Source organism: Flavonifractor sp. AGMB03687 (genome assembly GCF_017811815.1).
Taxonomy (GTDB): domain Bacteria; phylum Bacillota; class Clostridia; order Oscillospirales; family Oscillospiraceae; genus Flavonifractor.
On sequence record NZ_JADKZI010000004.1, the window covers coordinates 169,685 to 194,224 of the forward strand.

At 55.6% G+C, this 24,540-nt stretch carries 25 protein-coding genes; 8 read left to right on the forward strand and 17 right to left on the reverse strand.

The genetic code is table 11. The features are described from left to right. Nucleotides 1-5: 5 nt before the first annotated feature. The 3 genes from J9789_RS09955 to J9789_RS09965 form a co-directional block, all read right to left on the reverse strand. The gene (locus J9789_RS09955) at nt 6-1,658 is read right to left on the reverse strand and encodes a recombinase family protein (RefSeq protein ID WP_245185199.1); all 1,653 of its coding nucleotides are present in this window, start codon (nt 1,656-1,658) and stop codon (nt 6-8) included. A gap of 412 nt (nt 1,659-2,070) precedes the next feature. Continuing rightward, the gene (locus J9789_RS09960) at nt 2,071-4,542 is read right to left on the reverse strand and encodes an S-layer homology domain-containing protein (protein ID WP_209344944.1); all 2,472 of its coding nucleotides are present in this window, start codon (nt 4,540-4,542) and stop codon (nt 2,071-2,073) included. A gap of 229 nt (nt 4,543-4,771) precedes the next feature. After that, entirely contained in the window at nt 4,772-5,323 is a 552-nt protein-coding gene (locus tag J9789_RS09965; RefSeq protein ID WP_209344946.1) for an SLOG family protein, read from the reverse strand. A gap of 158 nt (nt 5,324-5,481) precedes the next feature. Between J9789_RS09965 and J9789_RS09970 the strand changes: the two genes are divergently transcribed. The 3 genes from J9789_RS09970 (at nt 5,482) to J9789_RS09980 (ending at nt 7,138) form a co-directional block, all read left to right on the forward strand. Next, complete coding sequence (locus J9789_RS09970) at nt 5,482-5,754, forward strand: helix-turn-helix transcriptional regulator (protein ID WP_209344947.1); 273 nt, start codon at nt 5,482-5,484, stop codon at nt 5,752-5,754. A 158-nt stretch (nt 5,755-5,912) separates the two neighbouring features. Next, entirely contained in the window at nt 5,913-6,110 is a 198-nt protein-coding gene (locus J9789_RS09975; protein ID WP_245185200.1) for a helix-turn-helix transcriptional regulator, read from the forward strand. 239 nt (nt 6,111-6,349) lie between these two features. Further along, nucleotides 6,350-7,138 carry a type II toxin-antitoxin system PemK/MazF family toxin gene (locus tag J9789_RS09980; RefSeq protein WP_209344949.1) on the forward strand — a complete coding sequence of 263 codons (789 nt, stop codon included), beginning with the start codon at nt 6,350-6,352 and terminating at the stop codon, nt 7,136-7,138. 250 nt (nt 7,139-7,388) lie between these two features. Here J9789_RS09980 and J9789_RS09985 read toward each other — a convergent pair whose 3' ends face one another. From J9789_RS09985 to J9789_RS10000, 5 genes are all read right to left on the reverse strand, one after another. Beyond that, complete coding sequence (locus J9789_RS09985; RefSeq protein WP_245185219.1) at nt 7,389-8,852, reverse strand: NlpC/P60 family protein; 1,464 nt, start codon at nt 8,850-8,852, stop codon at nt 7,389-7,391. Then, the gene (locus J9789_RS09990) at nt 8,852-9,106 is read right to left on the reverse strand and encodes a hypothetical protein (RefSeq protein WP_209344951.1); all 255 of its coding nucleotides are present in this window, start codon (nt 9,104-9,106) and stop codon (nt 8,852-8,854) included. The genes J9789_RS09985 and J9789_RS09990 overlap by 1 nt, the downstream gene beginning before the upstream one ends. Then, on the reverse strand, nt 9,075-9,512 hold the full coding sequence (locus tag J9789_RS17065; protein ID WP_348633671.1) for a zinc-ribbon domain-containing protein: 438 nt from the start codon (nt 9,510-9,512) through the stop codon (nt 9,075-9,077). The genes J9789_RS09990 and J9789_RS17065 overlap by 32 nt, the downstream gene beginning before the upstream one ends. 120 nt (nt 9,513-9,632) lie before the next feature. Then, the gene (locus J9789_RS17070) at nt 9,633-9,998 is read right to left on the reverse strand and encodes a zinc-ribbon domain-containing protein (protein ID WP_348633677.1); all 366 of its coding nucleotides are present in this window, start codon (nt 9,996-9,998) and stop codon (nt 9,633-9,635) included. Between the two features lie 271 nt (nt 9,999-10,269). Then, a complete protein-coding gene (locus J9789_RS10000) occupies nt 10,270-11,115 on the reverse strand; it encodes a tyrosine-type recombinase/integrase (RefSeq protein WP_209344953.1) in 846 nt (281 codons plus the stop codon). A gap of 163 nt (nt 11,116-11,278) precedes the next feature. Between J9789_RS10000 and catA the strand changes: the two genes are divergently transcribed. Further along, nucleotides 11,279-11,917 (forward strand): type A chloramphenicol O-acetyltransferase, encoded by a 639-nt coding sequence (gene catA, locus J9789_RS10005; protein WP_209344955.1) that lies wholly within the window; start codon nt 11,279-11,281, stop codon nt 11,915-11,917. A gap of 61 nt (nt 11,918-11,978) precedes the next feature. On the opposite strand, the gene J9789_RS10010 is transcribed toward catA, so the two are convergent. The 4 genes from J9789_RS10010 to J9789_RS10025 form a co-directional block, all read right to left on the reverse strand. After that, nucleotides 11,979-12,872 (reverse strand): LysR family transcriptional regulator, encoded by an 894-nt coding sequence (locus tag J9789_RS10010; protein ID WP_209344957.1) that lies wholly within the window; start codon nt 12,870-12,872, stop codon nt 11,979-11,981. Between the two features lie 283 nt (nt 12,873-13,155). Then, nucleotides 13,156-15,141: a HAMP domain-containing sensor histidine kinase gene (locus J9789_RS10015; RefSeq protein ID WP_209344959.1), complete on the reverse strand. Its 1,986-nt coding sequence runs from the start codon at nt 15,139-15,141 to the stop codon at nt 13,156-13,158. Between the two features lie 2 nt (nt 15,142-15,143). Then, nucleotides 15,144-15,815 carry a response regulator transcription factor gene (locus tag J9789_RS10020; protein ID WP_209344961.1) on the reverse strand — a complete coding sequence of 224 codons (672 nt, stop codon included), beginning with the start codon at nt 15,813-15,815 and terminating at the stop codon, nt 15,144-15,146. A 176-nt stretch (nt 15,816-15,991) separates the two neighbouring features. Continuing rightward, on the reverse strand, nt 15,992-16,375 hold the full coding sequence (locus tag J9789_RS10025; protein WP_209344963.1) for a RidA family protein: 384 nt from the start codon (nt 16,373-16,375) through the stop codon (nt 15,992-15,994). Between the two features lie 214 nt (nt 16,376-16,589). Between J9789_RS10025 and J9789_RS10030 the strand changes: the two genes are divergently transcribed. Then, complete coding sequence (locus J9789_RS10030) at nt 16,590-16,967, forward strand: hypothetical protein (RefSeq protein ID WP_209344965.1); 378 nt, start codon at nt 16,590-16,592, stop codon at nt 16,965-16,967. Between the two features lie 42 nt (nt 16,968-17,009). Here the strand turns inward: J9789_RS10030 and J9789_RS10035 are convergent, their stop codons facing one another. The 4 genes from J9789_RS10035 to J9789_RS10050 form a co-directional block, all read right to left on the reverse strand. Then, nucleotides 17,010-17,786, reverse strand: a complete 777-nt coding sequence (locus tag J9789_RS10035) for a sulfite exporter TauE/SafE family protein (RefSeq protein WP_209344967.1) — start codon at nt 17,784-17,786, stop codon at nt 17,010-17,012. A gap of 127 nt (nt 17,787-17,913) precedes the next feature. Next, nucleotides 17,914-18,246, reverse strand: a complete 333-nt coding sequence (locus tag J9789_RS10040; protein WP_209344969.1) for a hypothetical protein — start codon at nt 18,244-18,246, stop codon at nt 17,914-17,916. 169 nt (nt 18,247-18,415) lie between these two features. Then, nucleotides 18,416-19,672: a HAMP domain-containing sensor histidine kinase gene (locus tag J9789_RS10045; RefSeq protein WP_209344971.1), complete on the reverse strand. Its 1,257-nt coding sequence runs from the start codon at nt 19,670-19,672 to the stop codon at nt 18,416-18,418. Next, nucleotides 19,669-20,343, reverse strand: a complete 675-nt coding sequence (locus J9789_RS10050; protein WP_209344973.1) for a response regulator transcription factor — start codon at nt 20,341-20,343, stop codon at nt 19,669-19,671. The genes J9789_RS10045 and J9789_RS10050 overlap by 4 nt, the downstream gene beginning before the upstream one ends. Before the next feature lie 202 nt (nt 20,344-20,545). On the opposite strand from J9789_RS10050, the gene J9789_RS10055 reads away from it, so the two are divergent. From J9789_RS10055 to J9789_RS10065, 3 genes are read left to right on the forward strand one after another with little or no spacing between them, the layout of a single operon-like run. Further along, nucleotides 20,546-21,262, forward strand: a complete 717-nt coding sequence (locus J9789_RS10055) for a polyphosphate polymerase domain-containing protein (RefSeq protein WP_209344975.1) — start codon at nt 20,546-20,548, stop codon at nt 21,260-21,262. Continuing rightward, a complete protein-coding gene (locus tag J9789_RS10060) occupies nt 21,255-21,950 on the forward strand; it encodes a DUF4956 domain-containing protein (protein ID WP_209344977.1) in 696 nt (231 codons plus the stop codon). Before J9789_RS10055 ends, J9789_RS10060 begins: the two co-directional genes overlap by 8 nt. Before the next feature lie 12 nt (nt 21,951-21,962). Beyond that, nucleotides 21,963-23,597, forward strand: a complete 1,635-nt coding sequence (locus J9789_RS10065; RefSeq protein WP_209344979.1) for a carbohydrate-binding domain-containing protein — start codon at nt 21,963-21,965, stop codon at nt 23,595-23,597. Between the two features lie 83 nt (nt 23,598-23,680). On the opposite strand, the gene J9789_RS10070 is transcribed toward J9789_RS10065, so the two are convergent. Then, nucleotides 23,681-24,505, reverse strand: a complete 825-nt coding sequence (locus J9789_RS10070) for a DUF975 family protein (protein WP_209344980.1) — start codon at nt 24,503-24,505, stop codon at nt 23,681-23,683. Between the last annotated feature and the right edge of the window lie 35 nt (nt 24,506-24,540).

A 24,540-nucleotide genomic window follows, 5' to 3' on the forward strand; every position in this document is an offset into this window, starting at 1 on the left:
TTGCCTTACTTTTTTGTTTCCATTGCCAGAATTGTATTTGTTCCGGGCCTTTTTGCCTCTTCCGGCTCCCCCTCCAGATACAATGCTTGAAATTCCTCAAACGACACATTGAACTCTATGTCAATCTCATAATCACGCCGCACACGAACGGCCTTGACAAACTTGGCTACGATCATTTTCTTTGCCTCAAAGGTGCAGTGGTCATACATCTCGGCCCAGCTTATCAGCTGATCATATTCCCGCAACACTTGGCTGGCCGTCTGTACGGTTTCTTCCAACTCGGCTGTGGTGGTCTGAATTTGTACTCCCAGCTGTTTGATTTGTTCCGTAGTCTCGCTGACAAGGCTGTTCAGCAGGTCTGCATTCAAGCGGCTGGTGCCTTGGATGACCTTGATCGTCTCAGCGCGCAGGTCTTGATACTCCCGCTGCTTCTGCCGATACTGCTCATTTAAGAGGTTTAGTCTGGACTTGACGAGTTCAACCTCCTTGGCCTGCTGCTTTTCGATCAGTTCTTGAGATGGTGAGTTCTGAATGCGCCCAAGCTGGATACGAATGATTTGGTCTACCAATTTATCCAGCTTTTCTACGCCATATCCAGATTGGCCGTCGCATTCGCAGGGATGCCTGACATTGTAATGGCATTGATACCTTGCTCTCGTTTCCCGCACGATAGTCCCGTCTTTTCGGACACGCTTTCGTCCGCTGGTGGTCAGCGTCAGGCGGCCTCCGCAGTGTCCGCAGTAGACATTGCCTACCAGCAAAGACCGTCCCTTGGTGTTGAGCGGTACATCGCCGTGATGTGTCACACGCTTCTCCATCATTTGCTGTGCCCGTTCATAAGTCTCAGTATCAATGATCTGAAGCTCCGGCAGCACCTCTGATTGGCTTTCTCCATTCCGGATGACTCCAGTGTAAATGGGATTCTTGATGATGCGGTTGATCGAAGTAGTTGGTATGTTGCGCCCTTTTCGGTTTGTAATCCCCTGTTCGGCAAGATACCGGCAAAGGCGCTGCGCTCCATACCCTTCGCAGAGATATTTCTGAAAAATCAGTTTCACGATCTCCGCTTCGTCCGGGTCGATCACAAGGTCGCCCACATCCTGATTTCGCTTATTAGTGCGTCCTTTATGCTCCAGACGATAACCAAATGGAACACAGCCGCCGGTAAAATGACCTTCCTGTGTCAGCTGCTCCATTCGGGTCTTGGTGCGGACAGAGGTTTTGATGCTTTCGCCGGACGCCTGCCAGTAACGGATATAATTCAGCAGCTTGTCCACATGAGTATCAAACCGCTGCTGCCCTTCCTTGGCGCTCCACACCTCAATGCCGTTTTTGACAAACCACTCCACAACAAAAGGCGTTTCGTCCTCTCTGCGCCCCAGTCGGTCAAACATAAATACCAGCAGAATATCGAATTTGTTCTGCAAGGCATCACGCTGAATTTCCTGAATGGCATCCCGGTCTTTTGCTGAGACCTTAAAACCGGAAACGCCTTTTTCCGAAAATTCCTTGATGATTTCCCAACCAGGATGCTGCCCGACGAACTCGCGGCAATACTGCTTCTGCATGGGAATATCATCTTTCTCAACCTGTCCCAGCGTCGAAACACGGTACAGGCAATAAACACGCCGCAAATCAGCCATCAAGTTTTCTAACATATACATCACTCCTGTTGTTCTTAACAATCTTTGGAACGGTGTATATGGCCTTGTTTCAATTATCAAGGTGCATCTCTACACCATTATTATCTCATATTTCATCAAATAGTGCAAAATTTTACGCCTTTTTCGCAATATTTGTGAGGAGGATTTCCTTGATTCCGCGGATGGCATCGGGGTTTTTATGGCCGGAATACCGGACTGTAACCTTGCAGCCATCTACATAGATCGTCTGCGTTTGCGCCGTTTCGTGCGTCGATACGATAAATGCCGCATAATGCCATTAAATGTCGCCTTTTGCAACTTTATGACCGACTTGTATATAAGAAAACCGCAAGGAAACTCCGTGAAGGAGCCGCCTTGCGGTTTCTGTTATAAATTCTTTGATGACGGCTCGTTACCGTCCTGTTTTTTACTTTCCTTGATAGGTTCGATACAGGAAGGTCACGATCTGCGCTCTTGTGCAGCTATTGTCCGGCCCGAACAGGCCATCACCAATGCCGTTTGTGACGCCGTTCTCCACCGCCCATGCCACAGCGTTTGCATAGTAGCTATCGGTAAGAACATCGCTGAACTCTGCCTTGCTATCGACCAGCTTACCAATGGCACGGAACAGGAAAGTCACGCTCTGGGCACGGGTGCAGGTGGCGTCAGGACTGAATTTGCCATCGCCCGTTCCTGTGGTGATACCGTTTTCTACCGCCCATGCAACCGCCTTTGCATAATAGGCATCAGTGGACACATCGGCGAAACTGCTCATAGCCTTGGGTTCGGGAGAACCGGCAGCACGCCACAGGAAGGTGACGATCTGCGCACGGGTGCAAGGCTGGTTCGGCCCAAAGAGGCCGTTGCCGATACCGCCGGTGATGCCCTTTTCCTGCGCCCACTTCACAGCCTCATAGTAATAGGCGCTGGTGGACACATCGCTGAACGGGCTTGTCTCAACTTCCTTGACAAAGGTAGCATTAACCTCGACCTTGCTGGCGGGCATGGTAAAGGTATATTTGCCGTTGCCCTTATCGGTCAGTTTCAGTTCCTTACCATTCTTGTCGGTCACGGTAAGGTCATCCAACTGATAGCCGCTGTCAGGCTTAGCAGTGATGGTCACAGTATCGCCCTTTTCCGCAGAACGCGGGCTAACGGTCACAGTGCCGTTCTCGGTCTTGCCGGGGATGGTGATGGGATAGCTGGACGAGCCGCCGGAGCCTCCACCATTGTAGCGCCAGTGTGCCGTATAGCTGCGCTCGCCAGTGCTGCCCGTTGGGATGGTGACGGTCATATTATTCTCGCCGTCAAGCCCTGTGCCGCTCCAACCGGTGAAGGTGTAACCGGGGCGTGTGGGGGTATTGAGGGTGATGGCATCCGATTCAACGGTATAGGAATCCGGGTTCCCGGTCGCTGTACCGTTGTTCAGGTTGTAGGAAATGGTGTACCGATTGAGCGTCCACTGTGCCGTGATGGTCATATCCCCGGCAGGCATGGTTGTCGGGAATGTTTTATCCCAACCGTTGAACTGATAGCCCTCTCTTGTCAGGGTCGGAGCGGTAATTGGTGTGCCGTAATCCTGCGTTATGGTAATATCCGCTTTGCCGTTTTCGGGTTTGACAGTGATGGTATATTGATTGATCTCCCACTTCGCCCAATACTCTTTATTACCCGTTTCTGCACCGCCGATTGCCGCAATGGGAGAGCCAGTCAGATTTTCGTTGCCATACCAGCCCTTGAACGTGTGGCCTGTATAGGTCATATCGTCGGCTGTCGGAAGCGTTGCGCCCACGCCGTAGGTATAGCTGGTCACATCTTGTCCGCTGGCAATCGTGCCGCCATTAGCATACAGTTTCACGGTGTAGGTGTTGGCTTCAAAGATTGCTTTCACAGTCACATTTCCGGCTGGCATGGTAAATTTATCATTGGTGATCCTTATGTTACCCGAAGTGGCCTGCCATTCCTTGAAGTGGTGTCCTTTATCTGGTATTGCGGTCAGTTGTATTTCTTCTCCTTCTTTTGCCGAATTTGGTCTTGCAACAGCATTTCCATAACCGTCTATCACCATTGTTACATTAAACTCACTCTGTTCTACTACGGGTTTCTTAACTTCGATCTCAAAAGACAGCGGTGTGTTTGCCTCTTCTACATAGCCTAATTTGGGTCGAATTGTAATGGTTACGGTCTTTCCAGCTTCATCGGCTGTTGGCGTGTATGTCAGGTGGTTATTATCGAAAGCAACAGTGCCGCCCGCTGTTTTTCCTTCTTTATCAGTAATAGAGATAACTTGCCAGTCAAGATACGGCCTGTCCTTTTTATCAGCCAAGCTATAATAACCCGTATATTCATTGGGATCACCGCAAAGTTCTTTTTGGCTGACATACGGTATTGCTGCTGTATTTCCATCGGTCGAAGGAGCCGTTGCCTCCCCACTAATATTTCCCAATGTCCAGAGGAGCGTAGGTAGTTTGGCACAGTGGAAATACAGGCAAATATAATCATAGTTCGGATCATTGCTGATGGGAATAACCTCTGTTGCAGTAAATTGGTATTGAACGGCTCCCGTTTGCGGATCGGCTTCACTAATTTTATCCAAAGTCATGTTACTGTACTGATACTTCGCTGGATTTGTTTTGTAATAATCTGTTCCGGCAAAATATCCGGCAATTACATAACGCCCTGTCTGGGGTGTAACAGTAAGCGTATGGGTCGTTCCATACGCTGTTGGGACTCCGCCAGACACAGAATCTGTAAAAGTGCCATTTTTCGCATTCATTCTAACAGATATTTTTTTGGTGGAAGCGGTATTGCCGCTGTCCTCTGCGGCAAAAGCCGCCGTGGGCAGCAGCGTAAAGCACAATGCCAAAATAAGAAGCAAACTTCCGATGCGTTTTTTCATGGTATATCCTCCTCTATATGGTGGTCAGGTTTTGTTCATGCCCGCCTGACCGCAGCGGGCAAAGTCCACAGGTCACAGAGAGGTATCATCCCGTGGGTACCCACGGGATGAGGGGCGCGCCCCTCATCATAAGTTTTTCGCTTCATACTGATTCATAATAATTATATCCGCAACTTTACGAAATGTAAATCGTTCTAAAGTATGAGGATGGATAAAATTTTTGAATATGCTACTCGCCTTCACGTTTTACAACATTCAGCCATTTCTTTTTCCATGTATTAGGGTGGATCAGCAGGGTTGGCTTCCCCAACGCAAGGGCATAGGCCATAGCCTTGTCCTCTGCGCTACCGCTGGCAAGTTCAGGGTCATATACGGCCACCAGCATATCAGACTGCTTGACGATCCGCCGATAGGCCATAAGCTGTGCGTTGGGTGTCTCCTGATAGTCTACACAGGAAAGGTCGGTGCAGTCCGCCAGCATATCGAAATAGCGTTCACGCAGCTGCGGCGTCCACTTGGTAGCCTGTTCTTCAAAAGGGGTTACGCAAACAAGGCGCATGGCCTCGTCATTCTGCTTTGTGATATTGACGATCTCTCCGGCGTACAGTCCCACGCCGGGGTCACAGGCAACTTGAAATTCTGTCACTCCACATTGACGCAGTTCCATAATACACTGAGCCAGTTCCAGTTTCATTCGACGGCATTGGGTATCTTCCTCGTCAAAGCCCCACGGAAACCGCATGGGATGCTGGCCTATAATCGCACAACGATAGTTCTCCATGACTGTGCCCTCTCTATCTTGCAACTCACAAATTCCGTCATATGCTTTCCTATACTATAATATTGCTCACTAATTAAATCAATAGCACTCTGATGCATACAGAAAAGAGATTTGGGAAACCGTATAATTTGCTTATCATCAGAAAGGCAGGACACCGCATGAGCAAAGAAGTTTCCTTCAAAAATCGTGACCGTTTCGTACAGCTTGGGATCGCCATTGCGGCGCTCCGTAAAATGCGTGGTCTGTCACAGGAGAAGCTGGCCGAGAAGGCCGGTGTCAGCCGCTCACTCATCAGCACGATTGAAGCGCCGAACATGGCTCACAGCTTCTCGCTGGATGTGTTCTTCGATATTGCCGATGCGCTGGAGGTCGATCCCGCTGACCTTATCAACGCTTCCGTATTCCCGGACAGGATCATAAAATCGAAATAGCTTTTAATGCGTCTCAAACTGAGACGCATTTTTCGACGATTTGTGCGCCAAGCCCCGTATCTGACTTACCTCTCATTTTACTGCATTGTGGGTATAATCACAATATGGTTTTCTCAGAATACCACATATAATTTCTTTATCAGACAGGAAATGTGGTGATGGAGATAGTCGATTACGGGCCGTTGTGGGAAACCATGAAGAGAAACAATGTGACGCAATACCAGCTTTTGCAGAGCGGCATTGATAATCACACGCTGGATTCCCTCAAGAAAAATCGAAACATTACTATGCTTACCTTGGAGAAGCTGTGCAAGATCATTGGCTGTACGCCCAATGATGTGATCGAGTTCAAATAGTGGCTGCTGGCGTCTGTGCCGGTGGCCGCTGTTTCTTTTGAGCGCAAAAAAGCAGGCCCACACCACCCGAAAAGGCAGTGTGGGCCTGAATAATAATGTGGCTCAATTTGAGACACATTTCGACAGTGGGTTGTTCTCTTACTATTTTCTACAATCCTCGACAATACCTCCAAATGCCTTTACATAGCAGACAGTTTTCCATATAATAATGCAAACAAAGCACAAAGGAAGGTGCTGTTATGCCGATTGATAAGCAATTACTGAGGCAGCTGTTAGCCACTGAAAAATTCAAGAAATGTGCGGATAGCCCGGACAGCGCCGCTGAGTTAGGCTCTACATTGTCAGATACGGAGTCGCTGGTTCGATCCTGCCAGAATGTTCAGGCAATTCCATTTATACTTTGGAACGACTTTTATAATTCTGCCGGCATCCTTGCTCCTAAAAGCAAGAAGAAATCTTACCGTTATAAGTGGGGAGATAAAGTCTTTGTGGACTTCGGTTGCGGCAATATCCAGACGGAGCTATCCTTCCCACACCCAGCCATTGTTCTTTACAACTTTGCAAACACAGTGATCGTTGCACCGACCACCTCTGACGACAGCCCCAATAGCTTTTCTGCCGACATTGAAGAGGTCATCATCAAAGCCAAAAGAGACGGCACCGTATTTCCGAAAGACACGATCATCAATCTCCATCAAATCAAATCCGTACACAAAGACCGTATCATCAGCAATCTGCGCTGCAATGTAAAAAGCTATATCGTGGACAGGCAGGAAATTGCACGGCAAAATGCAATCCACGGTGCAGATACCTTTACAGATGGCATGGATTTGCTGGACTGCATCCGAACAAAGCTGGCATATATCCTCGCGGTCCCTCAAATACAGTCTAAGAATACAGAGATACTGAACGGACGCCAGCAAATCAGCCAACTGCAAACCGCTCTTGAAGCCGCTCAGCAGAAAATTGCGGAACTGACCGCTCAGCTTGAAAAAACTTCTTCCGAAAAGCAATGTCAGAACGATTGAACTCTGCATATAATATTTGCGGATAGACATTGACATGGCATAGAGAATTTGCTAAAATACAATTAGCAAAAAGGTCTATCTTGTCAGCTCGAAAGAGTGAGACACTCAACTTTATGCTTAAACTGCGGAGACGGAGCATTTTATGTTCCGTCTCCATCTTTTTATAAAAAAGCAGGCCCACACCGCCAGGAAAGGCAGTGTGGGCCTGAATAATAATGTGGCTCAATTTGAGACACATTTCGACAGTGGGTTATTCTCCGTAATACTCCGGTCTGGCAACGGACACAAAGCCGCTTGTCCCGGTGATGACCACATTGTTCGCGCCGCTGGCGCAGTGAATCACCAGCAGATTTCCGGTTTCGTCTCGTCCACAGATGATGCCAACATGAGAATTGTCCGGGTAAAATACCAAGTCACCGGGCTGGGCATCCTGCCAGCTTATATCAGTACAATAGCCGTGCTGCATGGTGGCCCCGCCACCATGTCCGATGATATAGCTTCCGCCTGTGGCATTGTAAAAGGCCCAATCGACAAAGCCAGAGCAGTCCAACCCGTAGGGCCGGTAGGTGCCGGTGGTGGAGTTGCCCGCCGCCGTGACCTGCCGCAGCTGTCCCCAGCGGGAGTCCCAGCCGAGAACAAGGCTCTTGCCGCCCCAAAAGTAGGAGACCTTGCCGTAGAGCGTCAGCGCGTTCTGCACCACGGCGCGACGCTCCGGTGAGAGGTCATCCGGGAGGTTCTGAAGGACTTCCGCCGCATCCGCATTGGTGATCGTCAGACTGGAGGCCAGTGAAGCCAGCGCCGCACGGTCAGCCAACAGCTCGTCCAGAGCATCGTTTTGATAACGGGTGAAGGCATAGGCCGTCCGCATATCATCCGCTGTTTTTGGCGTGATGGTGATGTGCAAAATGTACTCCGTCCAGCCATCATCGTCTCCACTTCCAGAATGCTCTATCGTTTCCACTTCCGTTGTGATCTCGGTCATATCCCAGAACACCGCAGTCAGACGGCTTACCCGGTCAGCGTCCAGTGTGGCCACATCCACGCCATCGTCTGCTCCTGCGGTTTTTGCGGCAAACACGGCCAGCACCTCCGGCCAGTCCGGGGCCTGTCCGTGGATCTGGATGCTGTCATAGTTCCCGGTCTGCAATTCTTCCAGCTTTGTATTATAGGCGATATTCACCTGCGTTACGGCCTCTGCCACCGACACGGTATCGGGAGCATTGCGCTCCGCGGCGAAAAACAGGCCGAAGGGTGAGCTGGCCACAGCTGCGATGACGATGATGATCGCAAGCGCAAGCAAAAGCGTTGTGCCGCCGATCAAGCCGGTCACAGCAGAAATCAGCGTGGCAGCCGCACGGCGTACCATCACGGCAGTACGCTTGAACGCCTCAAACGCCGTCTTTGCAGTTTTTTTCGTCTGCACTATCCTTTGCTGAAGCGCCTGCTGGGAAGGTTTTACGGCTGACGGTACAGGCTTTGCCGCCTTGGAAAAGGTGCGTCTGACCTTGGGCGCATTGGGCGGCTTTTCCGTTTTGCCCTGTCCGCCATATCTCTGCAAAGAGCGCGGCCTGCGCTCTTTGAATGGACTTTTGCTCTGCACTTCTGAGCGCGGAGGGGACACAGGCTCCCAATCTGCTTCATAGACCGCAAGCGGGTCTGCGGCGGATGGCGGAGCCTGCCGCTCTGCCCTCCACTTCTTTTCCTGCTTGTCCATCACGAATTGACGGCGGGCCTCAAGCTGCTGCTTCTCTGTTGGCACGCGATGTGGTCAACTGCCTGCTCCGTGCCGGTGCCGTTCTGAGCAGCACGCTCCGCAGGCGTCTTTTCCCGCCGCTCTGACGGTGACTCCGTTTCATGCCCGGCCTCATCATAGGTCGAAGGTCTTTCCTTGACCGGCAGCTTTTTCTTCGGTGCCTGCGGCACACGCTCCCGCAGCTCATCGGCTGCCCATTCCGCAGCGGATTCCACGCGGCTGACCGCCTGCGCCTCGGCATTTTCCGCGCCGGTAGGGACAGCCACTTCCCTGCATAGTCCTGGCTCCTACCGCGGCCTGATAGCTGTGTCCCTTTCTGCACTGCCACCAAACCTTTCGGTTGGAGTAAGACGTCACCTCCTGGGGCGTGAGTGTACCATTTCTGTCCGGATGCCACTGGGCCGCAATATCTGGAAACCGGGTGGCCAGATCATTTTCCCCAGGCACTACCTTTTTCCCCGCACAGACTGGGCAGCCATTTCCACCCGAGACCCGCGATGCCACTGCCGCCTGCCATTCGTGCCCCTTTTCACAGCGCCACCATACTTTACGGTTGCTGCCCGGTGCCACCTTATCTGGCGTTATACTTCCGTTTCTGTAAGGATGCCATTGCCTGGCCACTTCAGGAAAGTGGGCCGCCAAATCATTTTGAGTCGGGCGGACCTCGCGGTTAGCGCAGACGGGGCAACCGCAGCCGGCAGCCCTGGATTTGATCTGGGTCCGCCATTCATGACCTTTTTCTCAGATCCACCAGACCATTTTGTGGCTGCCAGGCAACACCTGTTCCGGAGTCAAAGGCGCGTTTTTGACCGGATGCCATTGCTTTGCAAGCTCAGGGCAGCACGTTCCAAGGTCATTCTCACCTGCCTGTGCAGTCCTCCCGGCACACACCGGGCAGTGGGTCCCGCTGCCTGTACGGGTATACACCGCTGCCCGCCATTCGTGCCCCTTTTCACAGCACCACCAGATTTTGCGTTTACTCCCGTAAGAGACCTGCTCTGGAGTCAGTAACGCATTCCGTTGATCATCCCACTGCTTCAGCAATTCGCCCATGTCCATCCGCTCACAATAGGCTTTCAACGATTCCCGCACCCTGTCACCTTCCATCACAAAATCAACATTTCGTCTCCTCGAAAACTTATATTGAGTATCGTTAAGGGATCAGAAGCATGGAATGCCCTTGTTTCTGACTAAAAATAAGCGTATCAGGGCGCACAAAACCAGACCGCAAAAATATCATTCTTTGCGGTCTGACTTTTTGCACCCAAAAATCGGAATCTACATTGCTTTTTTGGCAATCCTATGATATAATTTCTATATATTATGTAGACAAGGGAGCTTGCCCAGACTGATTTCTGAGGCAAAATGTTGATTTTGTCTATGACACCAGACCTAAGCTCTCGATCTGTCGCTGGTGCTCCTCACCGGAGGTAATCAGATAGATGCGGGTAGTTTCAATACTGGAATGGCCCAGTACATCGGCCAGCCGGACAATGTCTTTGCATGCCTTATAAAAAAGTGTGGCAAATAGATGCCGCAGGTTGTGTGGGAACACCTTGGTAGGTTCCACACCAGCCTGCCTGCACAATCCCTTCAGCTCTGCCCAGATCTGGCGACGGCTGATCTTCTTTCCGCTTCTGGTACGAAAAATTGCGCCGGAAGCGACCTTTTGTTTTTTCGCATATTTTTGCAGCTTGCGGCAGAGCTTGGACGACAGCAGAATTACCCGAATCTTCCCCTTTAATGAAATCTCCGCCTTGCCCTGCTGAGCCGCCTCCACGGTGATATATTGCACTTCGGAGACCCGGATGCCGGTAGCACAGATGGTCTCCATCAGCAATGCCAGCCGTTCCCGTCCCTGCTCCTTCGCACTGGTCAGCAACCGCTCATACTCCCCTCTGGTCAATTCGCGGCTTACATCGCGGAACAGCTTTCGCTGAATCTTCAAAAACTTGACCCTGCATTCATCCCAACCCAGAAACCGGAACAGTCCGTTCACTGCGGAAAGCATGGCATTGACTGTGACTGGCGCGTAGTCTTGCTCCAAAAGGTAGGCCTTCCATTCCGCCGCTCGTTCCTTTGTCACATTTCTTCCGTTCAGCCAACATGCAAAAGCCGTCGTATCCCGCAGATATTTGTCGATGGTCCCGGTGCTTCTCTCTTCTCCTCGCAGATAGTTTCCATAATCCAAAATCTGTTGTGACGTCAATCTATATTGCTTCATCCGTCATACCCCCGTTTTAAAAGAGAATGACAATATTTTACCTTGGATCAGGCATACTATGCAGTGCACAAAAAGCCGTGGCCTGACCGTTCCTTATCCGTTGACCGGTCTGCCTTCCTCCTGTATAATGCTTTTTGACACAGGCAAAGGAGGACAATGGGCTATGACCTTCACCAAGATCGACCTTGAAAACTGGCCGCGCAGAGCCTATTTTGACCACTACTTTACTCAGGTACCCTGCACCTACAGTGCGGTGTTCAAGCTGGATATCACCAAGCTGCGGCAAAGCGGGCAGAAGCTGTATCCCGCCATGCTGTATGCCCTCTCCACGGTGGTAAACCGCCACCAAGAGTTCCGTATGGCCATCAACGAGGCGGGCGAACTTGGTTTTTACGATCAGGTCCATCCCTGCTATACCATTTTCCACCGGGACACCGAGACCTTTTCCAACCTGTGGACCGCCTACACCCCTGATTACGCCGCCTTCCGCGCAGGCTTTGAGCACGATATGGTCGCCTACGGAGACCATCAGGGTCTGATTTCCCGGCCGGACACCCCTGAAAACACCTTCCCCGTGTCCATGGTCCCCTGGGCCAGCTTTGAGGGCTTCAACCTGAACCTGCAAAAGGGCTATGACTACCTCCCCCCTATTTTCACCATGGGAAAGTTTTATGAGGACAACGGCAAGATCCTGCTGCCTCTGGCCGTACAGGCCCACCACGCCGTATGCGACGGCTTTCATCTGTGCCGGCTGGTCAATGAAGTGCAGGAGCTGGTGGACAAGCTGAGCGACAACACCTGAAATACGAAAAAACACCCGGCCCCTCCGTTTTTCCGGAGAGACCGGGTGTTTTTTACTACAGTTACTTTTCATTCTCATTGGCTATCTCCTCCCGCAGCAGCTCCAGGAAACGCTCCGCCGCTTTGGAGAATACCTGGTATTTCTTCCACACAAGGTCCAGTTCCGCCGTCTCTTGATGGGCCAGCGGCCGGAAGCACAAGAGGCTGTCTCCCGTGGTGTTAATGAGGCCGTCCAGGCAAAGAGCATATCCCAGCCCCTCCTCTACCATAAGGGAGGCATTGTAGACCAGATTGTAGGTGCCCACAATGTTCAGCTGATTGACATCACACCCAAACCAGGCCTGAAGGCTCTCTCGGATCCTGGACTGCCCCGAGTGAAGGATGGGCTGGTCCCGCAGGTCCTCGGGGTATATCTGCTCCCGATTGGCCAGTGGGCTATCCCGACGCATCAGCACGCCCCACCGGTCCGTATGGGGCAGGCGGAGGAAGTCGTACTTCCGGCGGTCAAAGGGCTCAATGACCACGCCAAAGTCCAGCAGTCCCTTGTCCAGCCGCTCCGAGACCGCGTCTCCGTTTCCGCTGTACAGGTGGTAGCGGACACCGGGACACCGGCTGCGCAGCTTGCGGGCCGTCCTGGCCAGCAGACGCATGGCCTCCGTCTCACCGCCGCCGATATAGATGTCGCCGGAGATCATGTGATCCTCGCTGTGGAGCTCCGCCTGGGTCTTGTCCACCAGTGCCAGGATCTCGTCCGCCCGCTTGCGCAGCAGACGTCCCTCCTCGGTCAGGGTGACCTTGCGGCTCCCCCGCACAAACAGCTTCTTGCCCAGCTCCTCCTCCAGCTCCATCAGCTGGCGGGATAAAGTCGGCTGAGACAGGTGCAGGTAATTGGCCGCTCCAGAGATGCTCCCCTCCCGGGCTACCGCAAGAAAATACCGCAACACACGCAGCTCCATAGGCACTTCCTTTCCATTTTTGTCCATCTTTGATAGGTCTGATTTCTTTTATTGTACCGGAAGGAAGGGTTCTGCACAAGACCGACAGCCGCTTGACTCACGTATCACAGGCGGGCATCAACCATAGGATTGGCATTGCGCAGGCGCCTATAGGTATCTCCAGCTTTCCCTTGCAGCAGAATATATGTATAGCAAATTTCCTTGTCGAGCCCGAGTGATGAACAGTAGATTCACTTTACATCTAAAATAGCCGTCAGATCGGTCCTATCGTCGTTTTGGGTGATCAGATCCAGAAGGAAAATACCACACCGCTGCTGGTACTGCGTGCAAAGCATTTCCCTCCGTGGAGCTCCACAATGTTTTTCACAATGGCCAGACCCAGGCCGGTACCACCGCCGGAGCGGGCCTGATCCCCCCGGAAAAAGGTATCCCACACGTGGTCCAGCTCCTCCTGGGACAGGGGGGTACAGGTATTTTCAATGGTAAACCAGGTGGCTCCCTGGCTGGTCCACATCTGTACCCAGATGGAGCCTCCCTCCGGGGTGTATTTTACCGCGTTACTGGCCAGGTTCTCCACCACCTGGGCCATGCGGCTCTCGTCGGCGTTGACAATACACTCTTCTTTCAGATCCAGAGTCAGCTTGAGATTCTTTTCCTCCGCCGCCCGTTCCAGCCGGTCAAAGATGGATTGGGTCAGCTTGGTCAAAGAGAAGGTGTCCCGGGCCAGCTTGACCTTGCCCGCCTCCAGCCGGGACAGGTCCAGCATCTCCAGCACCATGGCGTCCACCCGCCCGGTCTCGGCCAGGATCACGTCCAGGTACTTGTCTCGCTTCTCCTCGGCGATGTGCTCCTTCAGTCCCTCGGCATAGCTGTGGATCACCGCCAGGGGAGTCTTCAGTTCATGGGCGATGTTGGAGGTCATCTGCCGCCGGTTGGCCTCCGCCGTTTTGGCGTAATCCAGGGCGGTCTTGAGCCGGGTCAGCTCGTTCCGGGTCAGCCGGATCTGTTCCATCCGGTCATTAAAGCCCCGGCACAACTCCGTGGGCTCCAGCCAGCCGGCTCCCGCCCGGGGCGCATCCACCAGCTCCTCCGGGTGGTTGAGCCCCCGGCTCACCTCACGCAGCGGACGGATGAGCTGCCGGTTCAGGATGGCCCGCACACAGAGCACCAGCAGGACCGCAAGGCCAAAGGTGATCAGATAAATGTTCCGCAGTTCCCCCATGGCGGTATCCCAAGGGGAGCACCACACCGCACTGACCACATAGAATTGCAGCTCCAGCTGATCCCCCGCATATACATCCGCCTCATAATGGTAATCAACAAGATAGTTCTCACTCTCATGTTTCTCATAATAAGCGGTACTGACGATAAGCAGGTCCCCTCCCTCGTACCGGCTGAGGTTCTGGCTGCTCTCCGCCAGCGTTGGGCCCACCTCCTCCACCAGGCCGGCCACACTGTCATACCGGTTCCCCCGGTAGGAGAAGGAGGGAGACCGATCCTGACAGCATACATCAAAGTTGTCAGTGTAGAGTGTCACCAGCTCCGTCCCGGCAGGCACGGCCTCCGGGTCCTCATAGAGCAGGTGCCAGGTCAGGCCCGCCTCCTCCACCAAATTGGACACCGTATAGGAACTGTTCCGGGGCAGCACGTCCCAAAGCTCATCCCGGGAGATATATTCCGCCCGGGTCAGGGTCATCTCCGTCCCGGCAAAGGTACCGGTAAATCGCATGGCGGCTGCATCAAAGTGGAACCCATACTTGACCAGTTCCAGCCCACCCTCCACCAGCTTGTCCCGCCGGAACGGTGCCCTGGCAGAGTATCTGGACAGCTCCTCCCCCGCCTTCCACTGGTCCTCGGTCAAAACGGTGAAATAGAAGAAGTCCTCCCAGCTGCCGGCCAGGCAGTTGCCCTGAGCGTCATAAACGGCGTTGGCCCAAAAGATCTCTTCGTTATTGCGCCGCTGGAGAAATCCGCTGTTCCCGCTGATAATGGGGTCACCTAAGGCAAATTCTCCTATAGCTACCGTTTCCCACACCGCTCGCTCCCAGAAGTTCTGGTCACGGTCCGGATCTTTCCAGGCCTGGGAGAGCCTGGCGTTTCCGGCCAAAAGCACCGCCCGGTCCTCACTGTCTTCCAAATAGCGGTCAGCCGCCAGCTCTGCCGTCAGGGCAGTGAGCAGATACATGCCCACCAGCCAGAGGATGAGGGCCAGCCCGGCCAACAGCAGGGTAACGGCAGTCAGGGATTTGATCCGAAACGGCTTTTTCATGCTCACCCCTCCAGTCGGTATCCCGCCTTGATGACAGTCTTGATCCGTCCGGCCTCCTCTCCCAGCTTGTCCCGCAGGCGTCGGATGTGGGTGTCCACCGCCCTAGACTCCCCCTCGTAGTCATAGCCCCAGCACTTCACCAGCAGCTGCTCCCGGCTCATGACCATGTTCTTGTTCTGCATCAGGCAGCGCAGCAGGGCAAACTCCTTGGGGGTCAGGGCCACCTCTTTCCGGTTGACATAAACTTTCTGAGCCGACAGCTCCAGGGCGATGCCGCCCACCTCCAGCCGGTCGCCGGAACGCATGGTACCCCGGCTGCGCCGGATGAGGGCCATGGTCTTGGCGTATAGCACCGACAGGGTAAAGGGCTTGGTGATATAGTCGTCTGCCCCCAGCTCATAGCCCAGCAGCTTGTCCTCCTCGTCGGAGAGGGCAGTGAGAAAGAGGATGGGCACATCGCTGGTCCTGCGCACCGCCCGGCATACCGACAGTCCGTCCAGCTCGGGCATCATAATGTCCATGAGTACGGCGTCAAAGGGCTCCTCCTCCAGACGGGCCAGGGCCTGCACCCCGTTTTCCGCCTCCACTGGCAGTTCCCCCTTGCTGGAGAAATAGTCGCACAGCACCTCCCGCAGTCTGGCCTCATCCTCCACGATCAGTACCCTGCTGTTCATGGCCGCTCCCTCCCTTTCGCCCCTATCCTACCGCGGGCATGTGTACGTTCTGTGTCATTCCGAAGGATTTCTGTAATTCCAGTTTAGCATGGGCGGGCCGGGATGTCACCACACTTTTGGTCTGAAAAAAGGGCGCGCCGCCCCATGCGGCGCGCCCCTTTCAGCGCTTTATGCTCTTACGCCTTGACAGCGGTGACGGCGATCTCGATCTTGCACTGGTCCGCCAGGCCCACGTTGCCATAGCACAGCCGGGCGGGCATGAGCTTGGGATCAAAGTGACGCACATACTCGGCGTTCATCTCGTCCCGCTCGGCAAAGTCCCGCAGCAGCACGTCGATGCGCACCACGTGGTCCATGTCGGAGCCGTGGCGCTCCAACAGAACCTTCAGGTTGTCCAGTACCTGGCGGGTCTCCTCGGTGATGGTGCCGCACACCAGATCCCCGGTGTTCAGGTCCTCCGACACCAGGCCGGAGAGGAAGAGGAACTTCCCGTCCACCACCACCAGATCGGAATAGGGAGCGCTCATATCGTCGGTAAAGCGAATGTACTCGTTTGCCATTTGGTCCACCTCATCTGTTTTTTCATTGGGCAGCTTCCTGCCCCTCTTTGGAGTCACCGCTATTATCTCACAAGGCTACCTCGGAATCAATCGCCAGTTTGTGTCCCCGCCCTCCCCCATTCGACTAGATTCGCCCGCTTTCTTTCGCCGGGCGGGATACAATGAGAAAAAAGCCCGAATTTGCACCTATCCGGTGAGCAGGAGGTCAGATCACATGAAACAAAAGCTTTTGGCACTGGGCCTGGCGCTGCTGCTGGCAGGCTGCGGAGCAGCCCCCGCCCCGCAGGTCACCCCATCCCCTTCGCCCTATGTGGTGGAGGCACCCAGCCCCTCACCCACTGCCACCCCCACACCTACGCCTACACCCACTCCCACAGCGGTCCCAACCTCCACGCCGAAGCCTAGCGTCCAGCCTGTGACACAGGATGTGGAACTGAACGACTACATTCTCAACACCAACACCGGGAAATTCCACAAGCCCGGCTGCTCCAGCGTAGATCAGATGAAGGAGTCCAACAAGCAGGCCTACACCGGCCTGCGGGAGGACGTAATCGCCCGGGGCTACTCCCCCTGCGGCCGCTGCAACCCGTAGTACAGTAAGAACCCCCGAGGAGCATTTCCTCGGGGGTTTTCTTTACAGCAGGGATATGGTCACCAGCACAATGCCGATGATCGTCAGGATCAAACCGGTCAGGCGGTTGAGCAGTTCCGGAGTCGCCTGGGTGGCAATCCGAGCCGCGATCTGGGCCCAGATCAAAGTGAACACCACACAGAGCAGCAGCAGGTCCAGGCTGGGCATATTGCCCAGGGCAAAGTGGCTGGCCGCTCCGGTGAGGGCGGAGAAGGTCATGACAAACACGCTGGTACCCACGGCCGTCTTCAGTTCGTAGCCCAGCACCATAGTGAGCACCATCAGCATCATCATGCCGCCACCGGCGCCGAAAAAGCCGCAGATCAAACCGATGCAGCAGCCACCCGCCGCACCCTTGACGATCTGCATCACCCGGCTGCTGTCCTGCATGGTATGCCTGGGCTTGACCGACGGAAGCAGCAGAAACTTCAGGCCCAGCACCAAGGTCATGAACACCGAAAAGCCGCCCAAGGTGCCGTCGGGCACGAAAGAGGACAGCCAGCTGCCCACCAGGGTCATGCTCAGCACGCCGCACATCATAACGAAGCCGTTTTTCAGGTCAATGGCTCCGCTTTTGGCGTAGGTACGGGCGCTGACCGCGCTGGCCAGCACATCACTGGCCAATGCGATGCCGATGGCATCGTAGGCGGGCAGGTCCAAAAAGGTCACCAGCATGGGGCTGATCACGGTGGCGGCGCTCATACCGGCAAAACCGGTTCCGAGGCCTGCCCCTGCGCTGGCCAGAAAACAAATCAAGATCCGAAAGGCTATTTCTTCCAACAGGGTGCACCTCCATGCTGCCCATTATATAACATTTGGCGCACTTCGGGTACCTTTTTTTGATTTTGTTTCCAAATGCAGCAGGGGCCGCGGCAGTATCTGCCGCGGCCCCTGGACGATCACAGACTTACTCCGCCTTGGAAATCGCCACGATCACCGGGGTGGACCCCTCCACACCCAGCTCGCCGGTATAAGTAATATTGACCTTGTCACCCTCGGCAAAATCATCCGCATTGACGCCCTTGCCGTAGTCCATGATCTGATAATCACCATCATCGGTCAGCAGCACCAGGAAGTCGCCCTTCCGGTTGATCACGCCGTGGACGGTCTTTCCTTCCGCCTGAGCCGCTGTACTGGCACCAGGCTTGCTGTCCACCTTGCCGCCCCCGGTCGTGCCGCAGGCCGTCAAACTCAAGGCCGCCAGCATCACAGCCATCACAAAGCATACCATACGTTTCATAGTCGTTCTTCCTTTCTATGCAGCGGGCTTACCGCCCTTGCTCCTATATAAGACTCACGACCGCCTCAAATAGTTGTAACATTAAAAAATCTTAAGATAAAGAATCTTTTTTGCCAACAAGACCCATGGCTCCGGCAAGGTGTTTCCAGAGCCATGGGTCTTTCCTCGTTTATGGAAGAACTGCTATAATGGTCAAAGATTTACCGTCCGGGCTCTCCGCTCGGACCTTGCCCTTGTGGGCCGCCACCACACTCCTGGCGATGGACAGCCCCAGCCCATAACCGCCGGTCTGGGTACTGCGGGACTGGTCTATGCGGTAGAAACGGTCAAACAGATGCTCCAACCGATCCTTCTCCATGGGCTGCGCCGTGGTGTTGGACACGGTCAGCTGCACGGCCCGTCCCCGCCGCTCCAGTTGAACGGACAGGGTTCCGCCCGGGGGCGAGTATTTCAGAGCGTTGTCCATCAGGATGGAGACCAGCTGACGGATAGGCTTCTCATCCCCCGTGTAGGAGAGCATGGGCTGGATGGAGACCGTCAGCTCCTTCTCCTGACTCTTGGCCGGTGCCTGGAAGGACTGGACCATCTCCTCCACCACGTCGGAGATGGGAAATTCAATGGGCTGCAAGTTGGGATTCTCCTCCTCCATGCGGGAGAGATAGATAAGATCGTTGGTCAACCTCGTCAGCCGCTCCGCCTGGCGGCGGATGTCGGTCAGCCACTGATTTTCCCCGCACTCCAGCTCCACCAGATCCGCGTCAGCGCTGATGATGGTCAGGGGTGTTTTTAGTTCATGACCCGCGTCGGTAATGAACCGCTTCTGCTTTTCATAGCTCTCCGCCACCGGGCGGACGATCCGCCGGGAGAGCAGGAGCAGCAGGACCAGCACCGAAGCCAGTCCCAGCAGCGCCAAAGCCACGCTGGCAAACAGAGTATTGTAAAAGCCGGACAGGCTCCGGCTGCAGTCCAGAAAGATGATGCGGGTACCCTCCGCCTCCTCACAGCGCAGGTAGCGGTAGCTGCCCAGAAATCCACGCTCACGGCCTGCGTTCCACACCGCCAGGGCATAGTTCGCCGCTTCTTCTTCATCAATGGCGGCGATTTGTCCTGTGTCCGACTGGATCACCTGGCCGCTGTCATCCACCAGCACCGAGAAGTACCGGGATTCATAGGGGGTCTCGGGGGACAGGCCGGGCATCCGTTTTCCTCCGCTTTCCGCCTGGGGTCTGGTCGGCTGCGGTCCGTCAGGCGGCTCCCGCATGGGAAAGCCACCGTCGTTGTCCCCCAGCACGGTGAGAATGGAATCGGCATCGGTCACCACCTTGTGGTAGCTCATCAGGTTGACGCCCCCCAGGATCAGGAAGAGCACCACCGCCAGAGAAAACATGGATGCCGCGATCAGCTTGCGCCGCAGAGACTTGATCATGACAGTCCCTCCAGAGAATAGCCCGCGTTGCGGGTCACCTTGATCTGAATGTCGGCGTGGAGGGCGGTCAGCTTTTTCCGCAGATAGGAGATGTACACCCACACCACGTTGAGTTCCACATCGCTGTCATAGCCCCAGATCCGCTCGAGAAACCGCTCGGTGGGAATGAGCTGCCGTGGATTGCATATGAGCAGCTCCATCATCTGATACTCCTTGTTGGCCAGCCGGAAGCTGCCCGTGGGAGAGGACAGCTCAAAAGTGGCCTGATCCAGGGTGATGTTGCCAAAGGTGATGCGGCTGCTGACCTGGCCGGTTTGGGTACGGGTCATGGCCCGGATGCGGGCCATCAGCTCCTGGGTGGAAAAGGGCTTGGTCAGGTAGTCGTTTGCCCCGGTATCCAGACCCAGCACCTTGTCGCTCACCTCCGATTTGGCGGTGAGCAGCAGCACCGGAATGGGATTGCCTTTCTCCCGCAGCCGTCGCAATACCGTAAGGCCATCCACCTTGGGCATCATGATATCCAGGATGAGCGCGTCATAATTGCCTGCCTCCAGGTAGGCCAGCGCCTCTTCCCCGTCATAAACCGCATCTGCGGAGTAGTTACTGCGCTCCAGAAGGGCCACCAGGGCCCGGGACAGGGAGCGTTCGTCCTCGGCCAATAAAATGCGCAAGGCTGACTCCCTCCTTTCTTAGGGTTCCAATCTGCGCTCTATTTTGCGGTCGTCACCTTAATTTTAATTAAAAGAATACCACGCCTCCGGTGGATTGTCAGCCGTCCAATATGAAATAGCTGGAATTTTGCGGCTCTTTTAAGTTCAATTATGTTTGAGCCTTTACAGTATGCTTACATTCCCGACAAGGAGGCACAGCACCGTGAACGCTCAAATGGTGTTTCAACGCTATGAATTTAAGTACCTGATGACCCGCCGACAGCAGGAAGCCGTTCTGCGGGCCATGGAGCCCTATATGGTGGCCGACGACTACAGCCACAGCTCCATTCGCAATCTCTACCTGGATACCCCTCAGTTCCTGCTCATCCGCCGCAGTCTGGACAAACCGGTCTATAAGGAGAAGGTACGCATCCGCAGCTACGGCCGGGCCGGCATGGACAGCCCGGTCTTTGCGGAACTGAAAAAGAAATACCGCTCGGTGGTCTACAAGCGCCGCCTGTCCCTGCCCCAGTCCCAGGCCCTGGCCTGCGTGTCCGGCAGCCAAGCCTGGCCGGACAGCCAGATCGGTCGGGAGCTGGCCTATACCATGGCATACTACGGCTCCCTGTCTCCCGCAGTCTTCCTCTCCTATGAGCGGGACGCCTACCACGACGGAGAGGCCGGTGACTTCCGGGTGACTTTTGACACGGACATCCGTTTCCGCCGGGATCGGCTCACGCTGGACTCGGACACCAGTGGCATCCCCCTGCTGGGTCCGGACCAGGTGCTGATGGAGCTGAAGGTCTCCGGCGGTCTCCCCCTCTGGATGGCGCGGGTCCTGTCAGAGCAGAAGCTGTTCAAAACCTCCTTCTCCAAATACGGCAGCGCCTATCAAATCATGCTGACCACAACCCAAGGAGGTATGCTTCGCTATGCTTGATACTCTGTTTCGCGGTCTCTTTGACACCGCCCTGACTACTGCCATCACCCCCGGCGCCTTTGTATTATGTGTGGGGGTGTCCCTGCTCATCGGACTTTTGCTGTGCGCTATGACCCTGTGGCGTTCCAACTGCACCAGGAGCTTTGCCGTCACCCTGGCCATTCTGCCCGCCGTGGTGTGCGTGGTCATCCTGATGGTCAACGGCAATGTGGGCACCGGCGTGGCGGTGGCAGGCGCCTTCAACCTGGTGCGTTTCCGCTCCGCCCCCGGCTCTGCCCGGGAGATCGGCGCCATCTTCGTGGCCATGGGTACGGTGCTTATGGCCGGTATGGGCTATCTGGCCTATGCTCTGCTCTTCGCCCTGATCCTGGGAGCCGCCATCATGCTCTACACCGCCCTGCGGCTGGGCGGCGGCTCCCGTTCCGCCCGGTTCCGTACCCTGCACATCACCATCCCGGAGGACCTGGACTACGCCGGTGTCTTTGACCCGGTGCTGGAGAGCTACACCACCCAGTATTCCCTCACCCAGGTCAAGACCACCAATATGGGCAGCCTGTTCAAGCTGACCTACGACCTGACCCTAAAGGCCTCGGCCCAGGAAAAGGGCCTGATCGACGCGCTGCGGCTCCGGAACGGAAACCTGGAGATCTCCCTCTGCCACCAGGACACCACCGCAGCCACACTGTAAAGGAGAATCCCTATGAACCATATCCACACATCGGGCCCCTGTGCCCTGCTGCTCTGCGGCCTGCTCCTGCTCAGCGGCTGCACCGCCAGCCCCGACAGTTCCGCCACCGCCAGTGCCACACCGGCTCAGACGGACACATCCATCACCCAGGCCAGTTCCACCTGGTTCAGCGACCGGGACCTGGAGGGCAGCTACGACGAGAGCCAGGCCATCGACATCACCCTCAATGGCACCTCCGCTTCCTGTGACGCCGACGGGGTGGCCATCAGCGGCAGTCAGGTGGTCATCTCCGCCGAGGGGATCTACCGGCTCTCCGGCGCCCTGGAGGACGGCCAGATCGTGGTCAACGCCGCCGATACGGACAAGGTCCAGCTGGTGCTGGACGGCGTGACCATCCACAGTGCCACCTCCGCCGCCATCTACGCACTGGAGGCCGACAAGGTCTTTGTCACTCTGGCGGAGGGATCTGAAAACACCCTATCCAACGGCGGCTCCTATGTGGCCATTGACGACAACAACATCGACTCGGTGATCTTCGCCAAAACCGACCTGACCCTCAACGGCTCCGGCAGCCTGACCATCCAGGCTGAGGCTGGACATGGCGTAGTGTCCAAGGACGATCTGGTGGTGACCGGCGGCAGCTACACCATCACCGCCGCCAGCCACGGCATGACCGGCAAAGACAGCGCGGCCATTGCCGGCGGCACCTTTGCCATCACCTCGGGCAAGGACGGCATCCATGCGGAAAACACGGAGGACACCACTCTGGGTGCCCTCTACATCGCTGACGGCACCTATACCATCCACGCCCAGGGCGACGCCATCAGCGCCAGCGGCACCCTCCAGATCGACGGCGGCACCTTTGATCTGACCACCGGTGACGGAAGCGCCAGCGTGGACATGACCACCAGCGACAGCTTTGCGCCCGGCCGCCCCGGCACTACCGCCACCCAGGAGACTACCTCCACTGAGGAGGACACCACCAGCCAGAAGGGCATCAAGGGTGAGAGCTCCTACACCATCAACGGCGGCACCTTTACCATCGACAGCGCCGACGACTGTCTCCACGCCGGGGGCGTCATGGTCCTGGCCGCTGGTGAATTCGATCTGAGCAGCGGCGACGACGCCGTCCACTGTGACGATGCCCTCACCATCCAGAGCGGCACCTTCACCATCCCCTACTGCTACGAGGGTATCGAGGGTCTGTCCATCACCATTGAGGACGGCGTATTTGACATCACCTCCAACGATGACGGTTTGAATGCCGCTGGTGGGGCCGACAGTTCCGGTTTCGGCGGCTTCGGCGGCCGCCCCCAGGACACCTTTGCCTCCGACTCCGATAGCTTTATCATCATCAACGGCGGCACCATTACCATCGTATCCGGCGGTGACAGCGTGGACTCCAACGGCGATCTGACCATCAACGGCGGCACCCTGAACTTGACCTGCAACGGCAACGGCGACACCGCCCTGGACTGCGACGGCACCTACACCAACAACGGCGGCGATGTCACCACCAACGACGGCTCCGAATCCAATCCCGGCGGTATGACGGGCGGCGGCGGTGGCGGAATGGGCGGTCAACGCCCTGACCGGGGCAGCGGGCAGCCTCCTTCCATGCCTGAGGAGACACCCCCCGCGGCATGAGCCGCTTACCCTAATATACAAAAACGGGAGCACAGTTCCGCACCATCGGCGGACTGTGCTCCCGCTTTTTCATTCAACGCTTCTTACAGATCGCCATAGGGCGCCTTCCAACCACCGGTGGGCGCGCCGGGGAAGGTCCCGTACACCACCCAGTGGTAGAAGTTGGCCTCCGCCGCTCCCATGTAGGGGTTCAGCCAAAGACCCAGGATACCAAAGGTAAAGACGGAGAGCAGCGCCCAGCCCAGGAAGGACAGGTCCTGCACAAACAGGTCCATGATGTGCCCCCGCATGGCGGCCTTGCTGTGGCCAATGGCCTCCAGAGCCCCCATCTCCGGGTGATCCAGCAGGAAGTAGACCGACAGCCGGTACCGGTAGGACACGGCGATGGTCCAAGCCGCCATGAAGATCGCGCCAAGGATAATCAGCACCGTCAGCCCGCTGATCACCGCCAGGAACACCGCAGCCACATAGACCACAATGCCGATCAGGCTCCACAGGACGGTGAACAGGCTTACCAGGAAGTTCACTGCCAGCGCCCGGCCGATGTTATAAAAGCCATCCAGCAGGTTGCGATAACCAGGACCCTCTCGCCGGGACAGCCGCAGGCAGTAGGAGGTGTAGCCGTAGTTTACCACCCAGTAGTAGAGGTTGGTCAGCAGCTCCATCACCAGAATAATCATGATCTGAGAGGGGGTAAAAAAGGCGCTCAGGATCTCCTCCACCCCGTAATCGGTATGAGTCAGGTAGTAATAGGCCGATTGAAACGGATCGGCCACATAGTTCATGATGACGGTGCTGAGTACGCTGGTCATCAGTATATACACCAGCGAAACCAGCATGGGGTGGGGATACGCCCCCCGCATGGAATCCCGGGCCAGCCATTTGGCCTCCGGACGGTTATAGCCCATAATATTCCCTCACATTCGTTCGATTATTGAGGAAA

Coding starts and splice junctions, on each gene's coding strand:
- J9789_RS10030 (WP_209344965.1), top strand. CDS start 16,590: ATGAAACAAAAGCTTTTGGCACTGGGCCTGGCGCTGCTGCTGGCAGGC.
- J9789_RS09980 (WP_209344949.1), top strand. CDS start 6,350: ATGCCGATTGATAAGCAATTACTGAGGCAGCTGTTAGCCACTGAAAAA.
- J9789_RS10065 (WP_209344979.1), top strand. CDS start 21,963: ATGAACCATATCCACACATCGGGCCCCTGTGCCCTGCTGCTCTGCGGC.
- J9789_RS10045 (WP_209344971.1), bottom strand. CDS start 19,672: ATGATCAAGTCTCTGCGGCGCAAGCTGATCGCGGCATCCATGTTTTCT.
- J9789_RS10025 (WP_209344963.1), bottom strand. CDS start 16,375: ATGGCAAACGAGTACATTCGCTTTACCGACGATATGAGCGCTCCCTAT.
- J9789_RS09975 (WP_245185200.1), top strand. CDS start 5,913: ATGGAGATAGTCGATTACGGGCCGTTGTGGGAAACCATGAAGAGAAAC.
- J9789_RS09970 (WP_209344947.1), top strand. CDS start 5,482: ATGAGCAAAGAAGTTTCCTTCAAAAATCGTGACCGTTTCGTACAGCTT.
- J9789_RS10015 (WP_209344959.1), bottom strand. CDS start 15,141: ATGAAAAAGCCGTTTCGGATCAAATCCCTGACTGCCGTTACCCTGCTG.
- J9789_RS09955 (WP_245185199.1), bottom strand. CDS start 1,658: ATGTTAGAAAACTTGATGGCTGATTTGCGGCGTGTTTATTGCCTGTAC.
- J9789_RS10070 (WP_209344980.1), bottom strand. CDS start 24,505: ATGGGCTATAACCGTCCGGAGGCCAAATGGCTGGCCCGGGATTCCATG.
- J9789_RS10040 (WP_209344969.1), bottom strand. CDS start 18,246: ATGAAACGTATGGTATGCTTTGTGATGGCTGTGATGCTGGCGGCCTTG.
- J9789_RS10060 (WP_209344977.1), top strand. CDS start 21,255: ATGCTTGATACTCTGTTTCGCGGTCTCTTTGACACCGCCCTGACTACT.
- J9789_RS09985 (WP_245185219.1), bottom strand. CDS start 8,852: ATGGACAAGCAGGAAAAGAAGTGGAGGGCAGAGCGGCAGGCTCCGCCA.
- catA (WP_209344955.1), top strand. CDS start 11,279: ATGACCTTCACCAAGATCGACCTTGAAAACTGGCCGCGCAGAGCCTAT.
- J9789_RS10020 (WP_209344961.1), bottom strand. CDS start 15,815: ATGAACAGCAGGGTACTGATCGTGGAGGATGAGGCCAGACTGCGGGAG.
- J9789_RS10000 (WP_209344953.1), bottom strand. CDS start 11,115: ATGAAGCAATATAGATTGACGTCACAACAGATTTTGGATTATGGAAAC.
- J9789_RS09960 (WP_209344944.1), bottom strand. CDS start 4,542: ATGAAAAAACGCATCGGAAGTTTGCTTCTTATTTTGGCATTGTGCTTT.
- J9789_RS09965 (WP_209344946.1), bottom strand. CDS start 5,323: ATGGAGAACTATCGTTGTGCGATTATAGGCCAGCATCCCATGCGGTTT.
- J9789_RS10010 (WP_209344957.1), bottom strand. CDS start 12,872: ATGGAGCTGCGTGTGTTGCGGTATTTTCTTGCGGTAGCCCGGGAGGGG.
- J9789_RS17070 (WP_348633677.1), bottom strand. CDS start 9,998: ATGGAAGGTGACAGGGTGCGGGAATCGTTGAAAGCCTATTGTGAGCGG.